Origin of the sequence: Embleya sp. AB8, assembly GCF_049739465.1 — a bacterium.
GTDB lineage: Bacteria > Actinomycetota > Actinomycetes > Streptomycetales > Streptomycetaceae > Embleya.
Map to the genome: position 1 here is coordinate 249,600 of NZ_JBMHHY010000014.1, position 15,147 is coordinate 264,746.

The window sequence follows — 15,147 nt, forward strand, 5'->3', positions numbered from 1 at the left end:
CGCCATCGATGCGCCATGATGGTGCCATGGACCTGACGCCCTATGTGGACAACGTCCGCCACGAGTTCCTGACCACCGCCGAGGCCGGCGGCGAGGAGAACCTCGCACTCGCGGAGCGCCTGGTCGCCCCCCTCGACTCCTGCGTGCGACTCGCCCTGCTGGGCGCGCTCTCCAGTGCGGCCGGCGAGATCACCCGCGAACTCGCCCCGGGATCGGTCGACATCAGGCTGCGCGGCCTCGACCCCGCCTTCGTGGTGATCGCGCCACCGCCCGAACCGCCCCCGGACCCCTCGACCGAGCCCGACCCGGCGGCCGGCGAGGACGAGGGCCCGATCGGGCGGATCAACTTCCGCCCCCCGGAACAACTCAAGGCCCGGATCGAGGAGGCGGCCGGCCGCGAGGGGCTGTCGGTCAACGCCTGGCTCGTGCGCGCCGCCAACACCGTCCTGGGCACCGACTCCGCCCGCACCACCCGCCGCCCGCCCGACGGCGGCCGGCGGCACACCGGCTGGGCCCGATGACCCGCCCCGACCCCGCGCCCGACCCGATGAACGAGAGACCGACCGTGGCCGTATTCGACACCCCCCGACCGATCACCGCGACGATCGCGATCACCGCGGGCGACATTCGCATCGACGCGAGCGAGCGCGGTGACACCGTCGTCGAGGTGCGCGCCACCGACGCCGCCAACGACCTCGACGTCAAGGCCGCCGAACAGGTGCGCGTCGACTACGCGCGCGGCCGACTCTCGGTCAAGGAACCCACCGGACTCGGCCGGCGCGTCGGGGGATCACGCGGCGGCGGGTCGGTCGACGTGCGCATCGCGGTGCCCGAGGGCTCACACGTGCGCGGCGGCTCCGCGTGGGCCGCGCTGCACGCCGACGGCCGACTGGGCGAGGTCCGCTTCGAGGGCGTGCGCAGCGACATCCGGCTCGAACACACCGGCCCGCTGAGGGTGGCCGCCGTCCGCGGCGACATCTCGGTCGGTCGAGTGGTGGGCCACGCCGAGATCACCGCCCACTTCGGCGACGTTCGGGTGGACCTGATCGAGGGCTCCGCGGTGATCGGCAACGAGAACGGCGACACCACCATCGGCGAAATCACCGGCGACCTGCGCGTCGGCGGCACCCAGGGCGCCGTCGACATCGCCCTGCCGCACGCCGACGTCGAGGTCAAGGCCGCGCACGGCGACGTCCGGATCGGCGAGGCCGCACGCGGCCGGATCCGACTCACCACCGTCTCCGGCGCGATCGACATCGGCATCCGCGAGGGCAGCGCGGTCGGCTTCGACGTGAGCACGGTCTCCGGCCACGTGCGCAACCTGCTCGACGTGGTCGACGGCCCCGGGCACGCCCGGGAGATCGTCGAGATCCGCGCCCGCACCTTCGACGGCGACGTGACGATCCGCCGCTCCTGAGCACCACTTCGACGACGAGGGGATTCACGATGAGCGAGCAGATCGTGCTCGAGGCCGAAGGTCTGCGCATGCGATACGGCGCGACCGAGGTGCTGCAGGACGTGAGCCTGCAGGTCCGACACGGCGAGGTGTTGTGCCTGCTCGGACCCAACGGGGCCGGCAAGACCACCACGCTGGAGATCCTGGAGGGCTTTCGCATGCGCTCCGCCGGCCGCGTCGAGGTGCTGGGCGTCGACCCCGCGCACGGCGACGAACGCTGGCGGGCCCGAGTCGGCGTGGTCCTGCAGTCCTGGCGCGACCACGGCCGCTGGCACGTGCGCGAGTTGCTCGAACACCTGGGCACCTACTACTCCTGCTACTCCACCGAGACCATCCAACGGCCCTGGGACGCGGACGACCTGGTCGCCGCCGTCGGCCTGACCGAGCACGCCCACCAGAAGATCCGGACCCTGTCGGGCGGCCAACGCCGCCGACTCGACGTCGCGGTCGGCATCGTCGGCCGCCCCGAACTGCTGTTCCTGGACGAGCCCACCGCCGGCCTCGACCCGGTGGCCCGCCACGAGTTCCACGACCTCGTCGAGCGCCTCGCCGCCGAGGAGGAGACCACGATCCTGCTCACCACCCACGACCTGCACGAGGCCGAGAAACTCGCCGATCGCATCATGATCCTCGACGGCGGCCGGATCATCGCCGACGGCACCGCCCAGGAACTCGCCCACCGCATCGTCGGCGAGGACGAGGTGCGCTGGTCGCACGCGGGCGAACAGCACACCCAGGCCACCAACGCCCCCGCCAAGTTCGTCTTCGAGCTCTACCGCGAGTACGGCGACGCGATCACCGCACTGGAGGTACGCCGGGCCTCGCTGGAGGACACCTACCTGTCCCTGGTGCACCGGGCCGAATCCGCCCGCGCCGAGGCGGCCCACGCCAAGGCGCAGGAGGCGATGGCCGGTTGACCTCCCCCCGCCCCGAGGGGCGGGATGTCCCGCCCGCCCGCCGGTGGTTGCCGGCCGAGGCCTCGGCCGGGTTCCCCAGCCGAGGGGCCGGGCCCGGCGCGGGTGCGCCGCACCGCGTTTCGCCGCGGCGGCCGGGCGGCCGGCCCGTGCCGCTCCCGCAGGAGCCTCGTTTGCTCCCCGGACCGAAACCCGGGGCATCCACGAAGGAGCCGAGATGAACCCCACCACCACCGCACTGCGCGCGGGCTGGTCCCGCGGCGTCATCGAACTGCGCCAGTCGTTCACCAACGCCGGCGACCTGTTCAACCACTTCTTCTGGCCCGTGCTGATGCTGATCGTCACCTTCTCGCTGCGTGACGTCTCCTTCGGCGACAGCGGATTCCAACTGGGCACCCTGGTCTTGCCCAGCATCCTGGGCATGAACGCCGCGATGGCCATGGTCACCGTGAGCCAACAGCTCACCGCCGAACGCGAGGACGGCACGCTGCTGCGCGCCAAGGCCACCCCCAACGGCATGGTCGGCTACCTGGTCGGCAAGATCGTCTCGGTCTCCGGCGGCCTGATCGTCGACCTCGCGATCTTCCTGGTCCCGGGCATGCTGATCATCTCCGACCTGACCATCGGCAGCGCCGGCGCCTGGGTGACGCTGATCTGGGTGCTCGCCCTGGGGCTGGTGGCGACCCTGCCGATCGGCGCGGTGCTCGGCTCGGTGTTCACCAGCGCCCGCAGTCAGGGCGTCCTGCTGCTGCCGATCCTGGCCATGATCGGGATCTCCGGGATCTTCTACCCGATCACCTCGATGCCCGGCTGGGTGCAGTGGATCGCCCAGGTGTTCCCCGTCTACTGGCTCGGCCTGGGCATGCGCACCGCACTGCTCCCGGACAGCGCGGTCGACGTCGAGATCGGCGACTCCTGGCGGCAATGGGAGACCGTGGGGGTGCTGAGCGTGTGGGCCGCGATCGGCCTGGTCCTGGCGCCGATCGTGCTGCGCAGGATGGCCCGCCGCGAGTCGGGATCGAGTGTGGCCGAGCGCCGGGAACGGGCCATGCAGCGCGTGGGCTGAACCCGACCGCACGCCCCCGGCGGGCGGCTTCGGCCACCCACCGGGGGCGGTTCAGCGCTCGGGCCGGGCCGCCTCGGGCAGCGCCCGCGCCCCCACCGGCGAGGATTGCCCCGCTCCCCGGCGCCGCAACTCGGCCCGGTCCACACCCAGCAGCGAGGGCCCGGTCAGCGCCGTGGTCACCAAGGCCATCACCACCAGCGCCAGGAACAACGGCGTGGTCAGGATCCCCGCGCGGTGTCCGACCTGGAGCACGATCAACTCGGTCAGGCCGCGGGTGTTCATCAACGCGCCGATCCGCAGCGCGTCCCAGTGCGACTGCGCGCCCAGCCGGGCGCCGAGGTAACCACCCACCGCCTTCCCGGCGATGCCCAGGAACGTGGCGAGCGCGATCAGCACGAGCGGCGCCGAGCCCAGATCCTTGGTCAGCACCGTCACCCCGGTGACCACGAAGAACACCGGTACCAGGCTGCGGCCGACCCGGGTCACCGCATGCACCACCGGGTCCCATCCAGGCGTCGCCGGCACCGCCAGCCCGGCCAGCGCCGCGCCGATGATCGCCGTCATGCCCTGCCGCTCCATCGTGATCGCCATCGCCACCGCCACCGCGCCCACCAGCACCGCGGCACCCCACGGCGCCCGCGCGCACAGCCGACTCGCCGCCCGCGCGCGCAGTACCAGCCGCAACAACACCGCGGCCGCCGCGCCGCACCCCAGCACCGCCATCGACCGCAGGAAACCCTCGACGCTGCCCTTCGCCAACCCCACCGTCACGGTCAGCAACAACCACGACACCGCGTCGATCACGATCGCCGACGTCAGCGCCAGACGCCCGACCCCGGTGTCCGTCATGCCCCGGTCGGTCAGGATCCGGGCCAGTACCGGCACCGCCGTCACCGACAACGACACCGCCAGCATCAACACCAGCGCGGCCACCGGAGCGGTACCCCGCACCACCGGATCCCCGTCCAGCAACACCCAACCCGCGAGCAGGCCGCCGGCCGCCAACGCGGGCAACAGCGCCCCCGCGACCACCCAGCCGGTCGCGCGTCGCGCCGGCGCCGGCGAGCCCGTGCGCAGCTTGTGGGTCAGGCCCACCAGGAACAACACCAGGCCCGCCTCGGCCAACAACTTGAGATCGTGCAGCACCTCGCCCGGCAACACGTCGTCGAAGGTGTCCCGGCCCAGCAGCCGGACCGCCAGCGGACCGGCGAGAATCCCCGCCGTCAACTCGCCGACCACCTCCGGCTGTCGGGCCCGGCGCGCCGCGAAACGACCCGCGAGCACGATCAACACCACCACGCCGAGCACCGCGAGCAGATGTGCCGGCCGGATCACCGAATTTGCTGCCCCCATCGCGTAACCCCCGCTTCCCGAGCCCGGTCGAGTATCGACCCCACCGTGCCGGCGGAGGCTATATCTTTCCTATGCACCCGGAAAAGCCCCCAAGCGGCGCGCATTTCCCGGCGAAATACCGCGGCGGTAGCCGCGATATAGAAGTCGGATAGCCGCGAACGCCATGGTGGTCGGTATCGGGCGGGACACCCGACCCGCATGAAAGCCGACGCTGCGAACCGAGGTGTTGACGTGAATACGAAGAACCCCGACAAGGTCGTCATCGTTGGTGGCGGAACCGCCGGTTGGATGACCGCCTCATATCTGAAGGCGGCGTTCGGCGACCGCGTGTCGATCACCCTCGTCGAATCCGGCACGATCGGTACGATCGGGGTCGGCGAGGCGACCTTCAGCGACATCCGGCACTTCTTCGAGTTCCTCGACCTCAAGGAGGAGGACTGGATGCCGGCCTGCAACGCCACCTACAAGCTGGCCGTCCGCTTCCAGAACTGGCGTCGGCCCGGGCACCACTTCTACCACCCGTTCGAACAGATGCGCTCGGTCGACGGATTCCCGCTTAGCGACTGGTGGTTGCACAACGGCCCCGGCGAACGCTTCGACACGGACTGCTTCGTGATGGCCAACCTGTGCGACGCCGGCCGCAGCCCCAGGCACCTGGACGGCAGACTCCTCGAACAGGAGTACACCGAGGCCGAGGAAGCCGTCGGACTGACCATGTCCGAGCACCAGGGCAAGACCCAGTTCCCCTACGCCTACCACTTCGAGGCCGCACTGCTCGCCAAGTTCCTCACCAAGTACTCGGTGGAACGCGGCGTGCGGCACATCGTCGACGATGTCCGGGACGTCACCCTCGACGACCGGGGCTGGATCGCGAACGTACGCACCAAGGAGCACGGCGACCTCGACGGCGACCTGTTCGTCGACTGCACCGGCTTTCGCGGCCTGCTCCTGAACAGGGCGCTCGAAGTCCCGTTCGTCTCCTACCAGGACACCCTGCCCAACGACAGCGCGGTGGCCCTGCAGGTACCGCTCGACATGAAGCGCCGCGGCATTCGCCCGTGCACCACCGCCACCGCCCAAAACGCCGGCTGGATCTGGACCATCCCGCTGTTCGGCCGGATCGGGACCGGCTACGTCTACGCCAAGGACTACTGCACGCCCGAGGAGGCCGAGCGCACGCTGCGCGAGTTCGTCGGCCCCGAGGCGGCCGACGTCGAGGCCAACCACATCCGCATGCGCATCGGGCGCAGCCGCGAGTCCTGGGCCAACAACTGCGTCGCCATCGGCCTCTCCAGCGGATTCGTCGAACCGCTCGAATCCACCGGGATCTTCTTCATCCACCACGCGATCGAACAACTGGTCAAGTACTTCCCGGCCGCCGACTGGCACCCCGGGATGCGCGAGATGTACAACTCCGCGATCGCCAACGTGATGGACGGCGTCCGCGAGTTCCTGGTCCTGCACTACAAGGGCGCGGCCCGCGACGACACCCAGTACTGGAAGGACACCAAGACCCGGGCCATCCCGGACGCGCTCGCCGAGCGGATCGAGCGCTGGCAGGTGCGCCTGCCGGACAGCGAGACGGTGTTCCCCTACTACCACGGGCTGCCGCCCTACTCGTACATGTGCATCCTGCTGGGTACCGGCGGCATCAAGCTGCGCCCGTCGCCGGCCCTGGGGCTGGCCGACCAGACGGCCGCCCGCAAGGAGTTCGCCGCCATCCGGGGCAAGGCCCGGCACCTGGCCGAGACCCTGCCCAGCCAGTACGAGTACTTCGCCCGGATGCGCGGCCTGCAATGACCGAATCGATCGACGCGATCACCCGATCGGCCGGCCCGGCCATGCCGGAGGGATTTCGCGCGATGATGCGCGGATTCCCCACCGGCGTGGCCGTGGTGACCACGACCGACCTCGACGGCCGGCCGTGGGGCCTGACCTGCTCGTCGGTGTGCAGCGTCACGCTGGAACCTCCCACGCTGCTTGTCTGCCTGCGGGCCGCGAGCCCCACACTGGCGGCCCTGAAGCTGCGCGGCGCCTTCGCCGTCAACCTGCTGCACGAGGGCGCGCAGGCCACCGCCGAACTGTTCGCCTCCGGCACACCGGACCGCTTCGAGCGCGTCGACTGGTACGCCGACCCCGACCACGGCAGCCCGCACCTGCCCGCCGACACGCACGCCGTCGCCGACTGCCGCATCGGCCGGACCCTGCCGGTCGGCGACCACGTGGTGGTGTTCGGCGAGGTGCTCGGCATCACCCGGCGGCGCGGTCGTTGGCCGCTGCTGTACGGGCTGCGCCGCTACATCCGGTGGCCGCGGGCCTGAACGCCGGGCGGCCCGCCACCCGGGCAGGCCGGCGGGACGGTGCGTTGGTGCCGGGCCCGGCAAGGGCGCGGCACCAGCCCGGGACGCGGCCGTTACGCGGGACAGCGCAGCGCGGGGTTCGCGGTCAGGATGGCGTGGTAGACATCGCGCAACAACACCCCGGGCTCGACCCCGAGTTCGTCGGCGAGCAGGCGCCGGCCGCGCTCGTACAGCGCCAGAGCCTCGGCCTGCCGGTCGCACCGGTAGAGCGTGGTCATCAACTGGGCCCGAAAACGTTCCCGCAGCGGGTACTGCCCCACCAGCCTGGTCAGTTCGGGCAGTACCTGCGTATGCCGGCCCAGCGCCAGCTCGGCCTCGATCAGGCTCTCGATCGCCGAAGTACGGGCCTCCTCGATCCGCGGCCCCTCGGCATTGCTCAGATGCTCCGAGACATCGGCCAGGGCCGGCCCGCGCCACAGCGCCAGCGCGCCGCGCAACAGTCGGCCGGCGTCCTCGTGGCGCCGCGCCCGCAGCGCCGACTGCCCGCGTGCGGCCAGCCTCTCGAACTCGAAGAGATCGAAGGCGGCGGTGTCGATCCGCATCAGGTATCCCGGCGAGCGGCGGGTGATGCTCAGACCGTGGCCCACCGTCTTGCGCAGCCGGGAGACATAGTTGTAGATCTGCGCGTTGAGCGTCGCCGGCGGGTGGAACCCCCATAACAGCGTGCTCAGTTCGGAGTCCGAGAGGAATCGTCCCTGCGCGAGGAGCAAGGCCGCCAGAACCGTCCGCTGCTTCGCCCCGTCCAGTGGAATCCGGGTGCCGCCGTCCAAAATCTCGACCGGCCCCAGAATGCGGAACTCCATCTCACACGACCTCACGGCTACTCGGTCTCGGTCTGCTTCCTCGACGCCTTGCCGTCACGGCCCCGGCCGCATCGCCCGCCCGCGCGGGTCCGCATCCCGTGCCGCGAGCTCGCCCGGGCAGGGCACACGCAGGTGCGGGCGGGCGCGCGGGCGGGCGGGACCGGCCCGACTACGCGCCGGGCCTCGCCTCGATGAGGTGATAGTCGGGCATGCCGGCCGCGGTGGTCGGCACGTCGAACACGGCGGTCAGAGTCAGACCCGCCGTAGCCAACAACTCGCGATACTCGGCCTCGGTGCGTTCCCGGCCGCCCGCGTAGACCAGGTTGTTGAGGTCGGTCAGCCCGTAGCTCGCGGACTCCGCCGCGCTCGGCACCGCCGGCAGCACGGTCTCCACCAGCAGCACCCGCGCGGCCGGCGACACGACGGCCCGACAGGCGCGCAACAGCGCTCGCGCGTGCTCGTCGTCGTGGTCGCGGATCACGTGGTTGAACAGATAGGCGTCGACCGGGGGACCCGCGTTCGCGCCGGCCTCCGGGGCCGTCGCGAAGTCGCCCGCGACGACCCGGCAGCGGTTTGCGACGCCCGCCCGGGTCAGCGCGGCCGTCGTCGCCTGCACCGCATCCGCCCGCTCGTACAACACCCCGCGCAACGCGGGCGCGGCGGTCAGCACCGCGGCGAGCAACGTGCCCTCGTCGCCGCCGAGATCGACGAGCGTACGCAACCGGGAGAAGTCGTACGCCCCGGTCACACCCGCCGTGTACTCCCGGCTGTTGAGCGCCTTGGCCGCGCGAAACCGCGCCGCGTGCCCGGCGTCGCGCAGCGCCGCCTCGAAGGCGGTCAGGCCCGTGTCGGGATGCCGGGCGGCCCGCCCGGTGCGCACGATCTGCGACAACTCGCCCCACGCCCGCCACAACTCCGGCGTGGTGGACAGCAGGATGTCGTCGAGCGCCGAGTCGGGCGCGTCGGCCCGCAGCGGATCGGCCAGTTCGGTGAGCGCGAACCGCCCCCCGTCGAGTCGGGCGAGCAGACCGAGGCCGGCCAGCGCGCGCAGCAGCCGACGCAACGCGGCGGGATCGGTATCGGTGCGCTCGGCCACCTCCTCGGCCGAGAGCGGGCCGGCCGCCAGCGCGTCGGCGACCTTGAGTTCGGCGGCGGCGCGCAACATCGCCGTGGGGATGTAGCCGAAGGACATCTGCGACAACGATTGATCCATGGTGAAGCGTTTCTCCCCGTGGTGTGGTCGGGCGGATCAGCTGGTGCGCAGCGGCAGCGAACTCACCCCGATCATGTCCGGCGTGGCGAAGAACCCCGGCGGATTCGCGGGATCGGTACGCAACTTCGGGAAGCGGTCCAGCAGCGCGTTCAGCGCGATCCGCCCCTCCATCTGGGACAACGCGGCACCGATGCAGTAGTGGATGCCCCGACCGAAACCCAGGTGCGGGTTGGGGTCGCGCCCCGGCTGGTAGGCGCCGGGATCGGTGAACACGCCCGGGTCGCGGTTGGCGGCCCCCAGCCACAACATGAGCATCTGGTCCTTGGGGATCGCGACCCCCGAGACCTCCACGTCGACACTGGTGGCCCGGGTCATCGCCGTCGAGGGCGGCAACAGCCGCAGCGCCTCCTCGATGGCGCCCGGGACCAGCGATCGGTCCGCGCGCACCCGGGCGCCCTGCTCCTGGTCCGCGTCCAGGCACAACACCGTGTTGCCGAGCAACATCGTGGTGGTGATGTGCCCGGTGACCAGCATGATGTTCGCGACGTTCACGACCTCGTTGTCGGTGAGCCGATCGCCGTCGATCTCGGCCGTGGCCAGATGCGTGAGCAGATCCTCGCGCGGGTGCCGGCGGCGCTCGGCGACATGCCCGGCCAGGTACTCCAGCAGCGGCCGAAGTTGCTCCGTCGCGTCGCTCATGTCCTGGTGGCCCTGGTCGCTGTCGTCCAGGAAGGAGAAACCGCTGAAGCTCGCGATGATGTTGTCGGCCCACTTCTTGAACATGTCGCGATCGCTCGCCGGCACGCCGAGCAACTCGGCGATCACGATGACCGGCAGCGGGAAGGTCAGGTCGGCGACAAGTTCGAGCTCGGGCTTTCCCTCCACCCGATCGAGCAACTCGGTGGTGATCTCGACGATCCGCGACTCCATGCCGGCGATCAGCCGAGGGGTGAAGGCACGGCTGACCAACTGCCGGAACTTGCGGTGCTGCGGCGGGTCCATCTGGGACATGTCGCCCTCCATGAGCGACGGATCCACCGCCACCGGCAGCAGCCGCGCGGTGTGCGAGGAGAACCGCGCGGCGTCGCCGAGCATCTCCTGACACTCGGCATAGCCGTAGACGTTCCACACGCCCTGCGCCTGGTCGAACGTGATCGGCGCGTCGGGCCGTTCCCCGCGCAGCCACCGATGATCGGGATGGATGTTCCACCGGTCTACCACCGTCGTCATCGTGCTTCTCCTTCGTCGCGGAACCCGTTGCGGGATTCGTCGGGGAACTCGCCCGGTCCGGCCCGGCGTTCGGCCCGGACGGCGGGGGTGGGCGCAGTGGGTGGGGTGCTCATCGGGTCAGCACGGGCATCGATTCCAGGCCGCTCGCGTCGATCACCCGGAAGAACGTCGGCGCCTGGTCCGGGTCGGTACGCAGCGCGGGAAAACGGTCGAGCAGCGCGTCGACCGCGGCCCGGCCCTCGGCCCGGGCCAACCGCCGGCCCAGACAAAAGTGCACACCCCGACCGAAACCGATGTGCACGTTGGGGGAGCGGGCCGCGTCGAAGACGTTCGGGTCCGCGAACTGGCGCTCGTCCCGGTTCGCCGCGCCGCACCACACCATCACCATCTGGTCCTTGGCGAAGTGGTGCCCGCCGACCTCGGTGTCCTCGGCGACCACACGCATGATCCCGGAGAGCGGGCTGAGGAAGCGGATGGACTCCTCGATCAGACCGGGCATCAGCGACCGGTCCGCGCGTACCCGCTCCGCCTGGTCCGGGAACGCCTCCAGACACAACATCGTGTTCGCGATCAGCATGGAGGTCGTGTGGTGTCCGGCGATCAGCAGCCGGTTCGCGATGTTGAACACCGCCCCGTCGGAGAGCCGCTCGCCGTCCACCTCCGCGTGCACGAGGTGGCTCAGCAGGTCCTCCCTCGGCGTGCGCCGGCGATCCGCGGCGTGCTCGCTCCAGTAGTCGCGCATCTCGCGCAACAACGCGAACCCCTTCTCCAGCTGCGCCTCCATCTCCTCCAGGGTCTCGGGCGGGGCGAGTTCCTCCGCGCCGTCGAGCAACTGATGCATCCAGTTCTTGAACAGGGGCCGGTCGCTGCGCGGCACACCCAACAGGTCGGAGATCACCAGCACCGGCAGCGGGTTCGCGAAGTCGGCCACCAGGTCGAACCGGTCCCGGTCCGCGATGTCGTCGAGCAGTTCCTCGACGACCCGGTGTACGCGCGGCTCCATGTCGGCCACGAGCCTCGGGGTGAACGAACGATCGACCAGACCACGCACCTTGCGGTGCTCGGGCGGATCCATCTGGGCGAAGTCGCCCTCACAGATCGACGGGTCGATCGGGATGGGGGACAGGTAGGCGGAATCGTTGGAGAAGACCTTCGGCCGGCTGAGTACCTCGATCGACTCGGGATAACCGTAGATATTCCACATCTGCAGTTTTTCGTCGTACTCGACGATCTTGGCGGGTCGTTTACCGTGCAGCCAGAAATGCTCCGGATGAATATTCCACTGCTCGACGAGTGAACTCACAGGAAGCGTCCTCCCGCAGAAATGGTTCCAGGTACTCCGAGCGGTAATCGATGATCAGGCTCTCGACCGCGTATGCTCGCCTGCGGCCCGCACGATGAAGGTGCTTGAACGTCGGTTCGAGATATCGAACCGGGAGCCGATCCAACTCCTGTCGAGCCTTTCAGCGCCACCTTCGGACTGTCAAGGTTGCCGGGCCGCGACGAACCGGACCGCCTCGACACGGCGGTCACGGTTTTGCTTTCGACCGACCCGGCATAACCGGCTCCCGACCCCGGCGCGACGCGCGGTGATTTCCATGTCCCGTCGACGGGACACCCCCACGCAAACATCGCAACCGACTCGATCGACACGATCAAGATTCCGCCGGACCAGGACCCCGGCCATTCTATTCGGCGGCCTGCGCCCGGATATTCCGGCAAATCCGAACGGCGCATGCGCAACGCTTCGGCGGGACCGGAAAGGCCGCGCGCACGCTCCGCCGCGACGATCGGCCCACGGCATCCGCGCGGTCGGCGCGCCCACCGATCGGCGGGCGCGCCGACCGCGGCCGAGGTCGAGCCCACGCTCACCGCGAGCCCGTCGAGCCCGGACGCCCACGCACTCGGCGCCCCGGTCGGGGCGGGAGTCCACCACGGCACACGCGTCGAGGTCGCCCCCAAGCCCGAGGGACAACCGCCACCCCGTCCCCGTCGGGAAGCGCACACACCTGACGCGGCCCACCACCGACCTCACGCGAATCCTCGGCCTGATCACCCCTCACGATGCGGGAACCGGTACTCACCGACAAACGACTCTCCGGCAGGACCGTCACGGACGTCAACGCCACCTTCCCGACCGAAACCGAGGGCGTGTACCTGACCGGCCTGCAACGGGTCGGCCAAGACCTCCCGGCCACCGGCGAGACCGAACACCGCGAACAGCACCCTGCCGATGCTCGGCTACACGATCACGTCACCGCGACCCCGGACGCGCTCTCCTCGCGGCGTCGGCCGCCTTTTTGACCCGTTGAACCTGCCGTCGACACGGCCGACCGGCAACAGCGCCGTCGTCCTTCCCGCAGCGGCGGGGCCGCCGGCGATCGGTTCGGGGCGGTCGCCGACCGCCGAGCCCTCGGTGTCCGGCCTCGGGGGAGACCTCAGGTGGGTATCGAGCTTCATCCTTCGGGCTGACTATGTACGCGCGCCCGGGCCGTAGCGTCGAGAACTATGACTACGGAGCCACCGACCCAATCGCCGCGCCCTCCCCGTACGAGTCGGCGAGCGTTGCGCACACTGGCCTCGGCCACCCCGCGCTGGCCGTGGATGCCGTCCCTGGCAGGCTATGTGTGCCTCGCGATCGGTGTGCTGGACATCGTCGGCGCGGTATTCCCGCGCTTTCGCGGCAGCCGCGTGCATCTGTGGGTCGGACAACTGCCGGGCGGCACCACGACCCTGGCCACCGCCGGCTCGCTGATGATCGGCGTCCTCCTGGTGCTGCTCGCGCCCGCGCTGCGTCGGCGCAAGGCCCGGGCGTGGCGGGCCGCCGTCGTGCTGCTGCTGGTCGGCGGCTTCCTGCACCTGCTGCGTTGGCACGCCACCGGCGCGGCCGTCGTGTCGTTCGTGGCGTTCGCGGTGCTGATCGTGCACCGCCGCGAGTTCTACGCGCTCTCGGATCCGCGCACCCGGTGGCGCGCGCTGTACAACCTGATCGGCATGGGCACCGTCGCCGTGCTCCTGGGCCTGCTGATCACCTGGACCCACCGCGCCCGCGAGATCGGCGACTCGGGTGCGATCCGGATGCTCGAACACACCCTGTACGGGCTGTTCGGCTTCGAGGGCCCGATCCGCTACACGTCCGACCACGCCGCCGACCGGGTCGGCTACCTGCTCGGCGCCCTGGGGCTGATCACCGCGCTGACCACCGCCTACCTCTTCCTGCGCCCCGAACGCCCCGAACCGGAGTTGTCCGCCGCCGACGAGGAGCGCATGCGCGCCCTCCTGGACCGGCACGGCGCGCGCGACTCGCTCGGCTACTTTGCTCTGCGCCGCGACAAGAGTGTGCTGTTCTCCCCCAGCGGGAAGGCCGCCATCGCCTACCGCGTGGTCTCGGGCGTGATGCTCGCCTCCGGTGACCCGATCGGGGACGTCGAGGCATGGCCCGGCGCGATCAAGGTCTTCATGGCGCAGGCCCGCGCCCACGCGTGGGTCCCCGCGGTGATCGGATGCAGCGAGGCCGGCGGCGAGGTGTGGACGCGCGAAGCGGGCCTGTCCGCCCTCGAGTTGGGCGACGAGGCGGTGGTGGACACCGGCGAGTTCTCGCTCGAGGGACGAGCCATGCGCAACGTCCGCCAGATGGTCAAGCGGATCGAACGCAACGGCTACTCCTGCAAGGTGCGCAAGGTTTCCGAACTCGACGACGCCGAACGGATGCGGATCGGCGACGCCGCCGCGCGCTGGCGCGACACGAACACCGAACGCGGCTTCTCCACCGCGCTGGGCCGCTTCGGCGACCCCGCCGACCAGGACTGCCTCGTCGTCACCGCGCACAAGGCCCCCGACCCGGCACCCGACGGCACGCCCTCGGCCGGCGACGACCTCAAGGCCGTGCTGCACTTCGTGCCCTGGGGCCCGCAGGGGATCTCCCTGGAGTTGATGCGCCGCGACCGCACCGCCGACCCGGGTCTGAACGAACTCCTCATCGTGGCCACGCTGCTGGCCGCTCCGGATCTGGGCGTGCGCCGGGTGTCGTTGAACTTCGCGATGTTCCGCTCCGCGCTCGCGCGCGGCGAACGCCTGGGCGCGGGCCCGGTCCTGCGGTTGTGGTGCGCGCTGCTGATCTTCCTGTCCCGGTGGTTCCAGATCGAGTCCCTGTACAAGTTCAACGCCAAGTTCCGCCCGAAGTGGGAACCGCGTTTCCTGGTGTACCCGGCCACCCGCGACCTGCCGCGCATCGGATTCGCCACCATGCAGGCCGAGGCGTTCATTTCCCTGGGCATGCCCAGGCTCGGCCGCAAGCCGCAACGCGTCGGCCTTGCGGCGGCCCACCCCGAGACCACCCCGGCCGCGGAGTCCGTCTCCGCCGCGTGAGCACGCCTTGGGTGAACGCCGGACAACGGGAGCAAGCTCCCCGCAGACCGACGTCCTGCTCTCGTACGGTTGCCGGCCCGATCGATCGTGACGATCGCCGCGGTGGGCCCGACTGCCTGTGGGGTCAGCCCCTCACGCTGCAGCCGTCGTAGACCATGTCGGCGTATTCGCGGGCCAGCAGGTCGCCCCAGCCTTCGTGGATGGCGTAGTAGTAGGCGGCGGTGTACTCCGCATCGCACTTGCGGTGCGGGCCCCCGTATTGGGAGGTCGCGGTGTCCGGGACCGCGGAGCCTGCGGCCATTGCCGAACCGACTCCGCCGTACAGCGCGGCGGCGGTCAAGACGCCGACGCCGATCATGCGGGACAGACGCTTCATCTGGAACA

The 15,147-nt window shown here is 70.6% G+C and carries 14 protein-coding genes; 8 read left to right on the forward strand and 6 right to left on the reverse strand.

Annotation, left to right across the window (positions count from 1 at the left end; all coding sequences use genetic code 11):
• Positions 1 to 26: 26 nt before the first annotated feature.
• The 4 genes from ABIA38_RS22470 (at position 27) to ABIA38_RS22485 (ending at position 3,436) form a co-directional block, all read left to right on the forward strand.
• Positions 27 to 521 carry a toxin-antitoxin system HicB family antitoxin gene (locus tag ABIA38_RS22470; protein WP_424640542.1) on the forward strand — a complete coding sequence of 165 codons (495 nt, stop codon included), beginning with the start codon at positions 27 to 29 and terminating at the stop codon, positions 519 to 521.
• Between the two features lie 44 nt (positions 522 to 565).
• Positions 566 to 1,417, forward strand: a complete 852-nt coding sequence (locus ABIA38_RS22475) for a DUF4097 family beta strand repeat-containing protein (protein WP_424640543.1) — start codon at positions 566 to 568, stop codon at positions 1,415 to 1,417.
• 29 nt (positions 1,418 to 1,446) lie between these two features.
• Entirely contained in the window at positions 1,447 to 2,373 is a 927-nt protein-coding gene (locus ABIA38_RS22480; RefSeq protein ID WP_424640544.1) for an ABC transporter ATP-binding protein, read from the forward strand.
• Positions 2,374 to 2,587: 214 nt separating this feature from the next.
• Positions 2,588 to 3,436, forward strand: a complete 849-nt coding sequence (locus ABIA38_RS22485; protein ID WP_424640545.1) for an ABC transporter permease — start codon at positions 2,588 to 2,590, stop codon at positions 3,434 to 3,436.
• Between the two features lie 51 nt (positions 3,437 to 3,487).
• Here ABIA38_RS22485 and ABIA38_RS22490 read toward each other — a convergent pair whose 3' ends face one another.
• Entirely contained in the window at positions 3,488 to 4,789 is a 1,302-nt protein-coding gene (locus tag ABIA38_RS22490; protein ID WP_424640546.1) for a cation:proton antiporter, read from the reverse strand.
• A gap of 231 nt (positions 4,790 to 5,020) precedes the next feature.
• Here ABIA38_RS22490 and ABIA38_RS22495 point away from each other — a divergent pair, with 231 nt between their 5' ends.
• Together ABIA38_RS22495 and ABIA38_RS22500 are read left to right on the forward strand one after the other, a co-directional pair.
• A complete protein-coding gene (locus ABIA38_RS22495; RefSeq protein ID WP_424640547.1) occupies positions 5,021 to 6,589 on the forward strand; it encodes a tryptophan halogenase family protein in 1,569 nt (522 codons plus the stop codon).
• Positions 6,586 to 7,110: a flavin reductase family protein gene (locus ABIA38_RS22500; RefSeq protein ID WP_424640548.1), complete on the forward strand. Its 525-nt coding sequence runs from the start codon at positions 6,586 to 6,588 to the stop codon at positions 7,108 to 7,110. The genes ABIA38_RS22495 and ABIA38_RS22500 overlap by 4 nt, the downstream gene beginning before the upstream one ends.
• 92 nt (positions 7,111 to 7,202) lie before the next feature.
• Here the strand turns inward: ABIA38_RS22500 and ABIA38_RS22505 are convergent, their stop codons facing one another.
• From ABIA38_RS22505 to ABIA38_RS22520, 4 genes are all read right to left on the reverse strand, one after another.
• On the reverse strand, positions 7,203 to 7,952 hold the full coding sequence (locus ABIA38_RS22505) for an AfsR/SARP family transcriptional regulator (RefSeq protein ID WP_424640549.1): 750 nt from the start codon (positions 7,950 to 7,952) through the stop codon (positions 7,203 to 7,205).
• Between the two features lie 169 nt (positions 7,953 to 8,121).
• A complete protein-coding gene (locus ABIA38_RS22510) occupies positions 8,122 to 9,165 on the reverse strand; it encodes a methyltransferase (protein WP_424640550.1) in 1,044 nt (347 codons plus the stop codon).
• 36 nt (positions 9,166 to 9,201) lie between these two features.
• Positions 9,202 to 10,395, reverse strand: coding sequence for a cytochrome P450 (locus ABIA38_RS22515; RefSeq protein ID WP_424640551.1), 1,194 nt, complete (start codon positions 10,393 to 10,395; stop codon positions 9,202 to 9,204).
• Positions 10,396 to 10,504: 109 nt separating this feature from the next.
• Positions 10,505 to 11,698 (reverse strand): cytochrome P450, encoded by a 1,194-nt coding sequence (locus tag ABIA38_RS22520; protein WP_424640552.1) that lies wholly within the window; start codon positions 11,696 to 11,698, stop codon positions 10,505 to 10,507.
• A 761-nt stretch (positions 11,699 to 12,459) separates the two neighbouring features.
• Here ABIA38_RS22520 and ABIA38_RS22525 point away from each other — a divergent pair.
• Positions 12,460 to 12,699: a hypothetical protein gene (locus ABIA38_RS22525; protein WP_424640553.1), complete on the forward strand. Its 240-nt coding sequence runs from the start codon at positions 12,460 to 12,462 to the stop codon at positions 12,697 to 12,699.
• 300 nt (positions 12,700 to 12,999) lie between these two features.
• The gene (locus ABIA38_RS22530) at positions 13,000 to 14,763 is read left to right on the forward strand and encodes a phosphatidylglycerol lysyltransferase domain-containing protein (protein WP_424640554.1); all 1,764 of its coding nucleotides are present in this window, start codon (positions 13,000 to 13,002) and stop codon (positions 14,761 to 14,763) included.
• A 124-nt stretch (positions 14,764 to 14,887) separates the two neighbouring features.
• Here the strand turns inward: ABIA38_RS22530 and ABIA38_RS22535 are convergent, their stop codons facing one another.
• The gene (locus tag ABIA38_RS22535) at positions 14,888 to 15,139 is read right to left on the reverse strand and encodes a hypothetical protein (protein ID WP_424640555.1); all 252 of its coding nucleotides are present in this window, start codon (positions 15,137 to 15,139) and stop codon (positions 14,888 to 14,890) included.
• Positions 15,140 to 15,147 lie beyond the last annotated feature (8 nt).

Coding starts and splice junctions, on each gene's coding strand:
- ABIA38_RS22470 (WP_424640542.1), top strand. CDS start 27: ATGGACCTGACGCCCTATGTGGACAACGTCCGCCACGAGTTCCTGACC.
- ABIA38_RS22480 (WP_424640544.1), top strand. CDS start 1,447: ATGAGCGAGCAGATCGTGCTCGAGGCCGAAGGTCTGCGCATGCGATAC.
- ABIA38_RS22485 (WP_424640545.1), top strand. CDS start 2,588: ATGAACCCCACCACCACCGCACTGCGCGCGGGCTGGTCCCGCGGCGTC.
- ABIA38_RS22490 (WP_424640546.1), bottom strand. CDS start 4,789: ATGGGGGCAGCAAATTCGGTGATCCGGCCGGCACATCTGCTCGCGGTG.
- ABIA38_RS22500 (WP_424640548.1), top strand. CDS start 6,586: ATGACCGAATCGATCGACGCGATCACCCGATCGGCCGGCCCGGCCATG.
- ABIA38_RS22505 (WP_424640549.1), bottom strand. CDS start 7,952: ATGGAGTTCCGCATTCTGGGGCCGGTCGAGATTTTGGACGGCGGCACC.
- ABIA38_RS22510 (WP_424640550.1), bottom strand. CDS start 9,165: ATGGATCAATCGTTGTCGCAGATGTCCTTCGGCTACATCCCCACGGCG.
- ABIA38_RS22515 (WP_424640551.1), bottom strand. CDS start 10,395: ATGACGACGGTGGTAGACCGGTGGAACATCCATCCCGATCATCGGTGG.
- ABIA38_RS22525 (WP_424640553.1), top strand. CDS start 12,460: ATGCGGGAACCGGTACTCACCGACAAACGACTCTCCGGCAGGACCGTC.
- ABIA38_RS22530 (WP_424640554.1), top strand. CDS start 13,000: ATGCCGTCCCTGGCAGGCTATGTGTGCCTCGCGATCGGTGTGCTGGAC.
- ABIA38_RS22535 (WP_424640555.1), bottom strand. CDS start 15,139: ATGAAGCGTCTGTCCCGCATGATCGGCGTCGGCGTCTTGACCGCCGCC.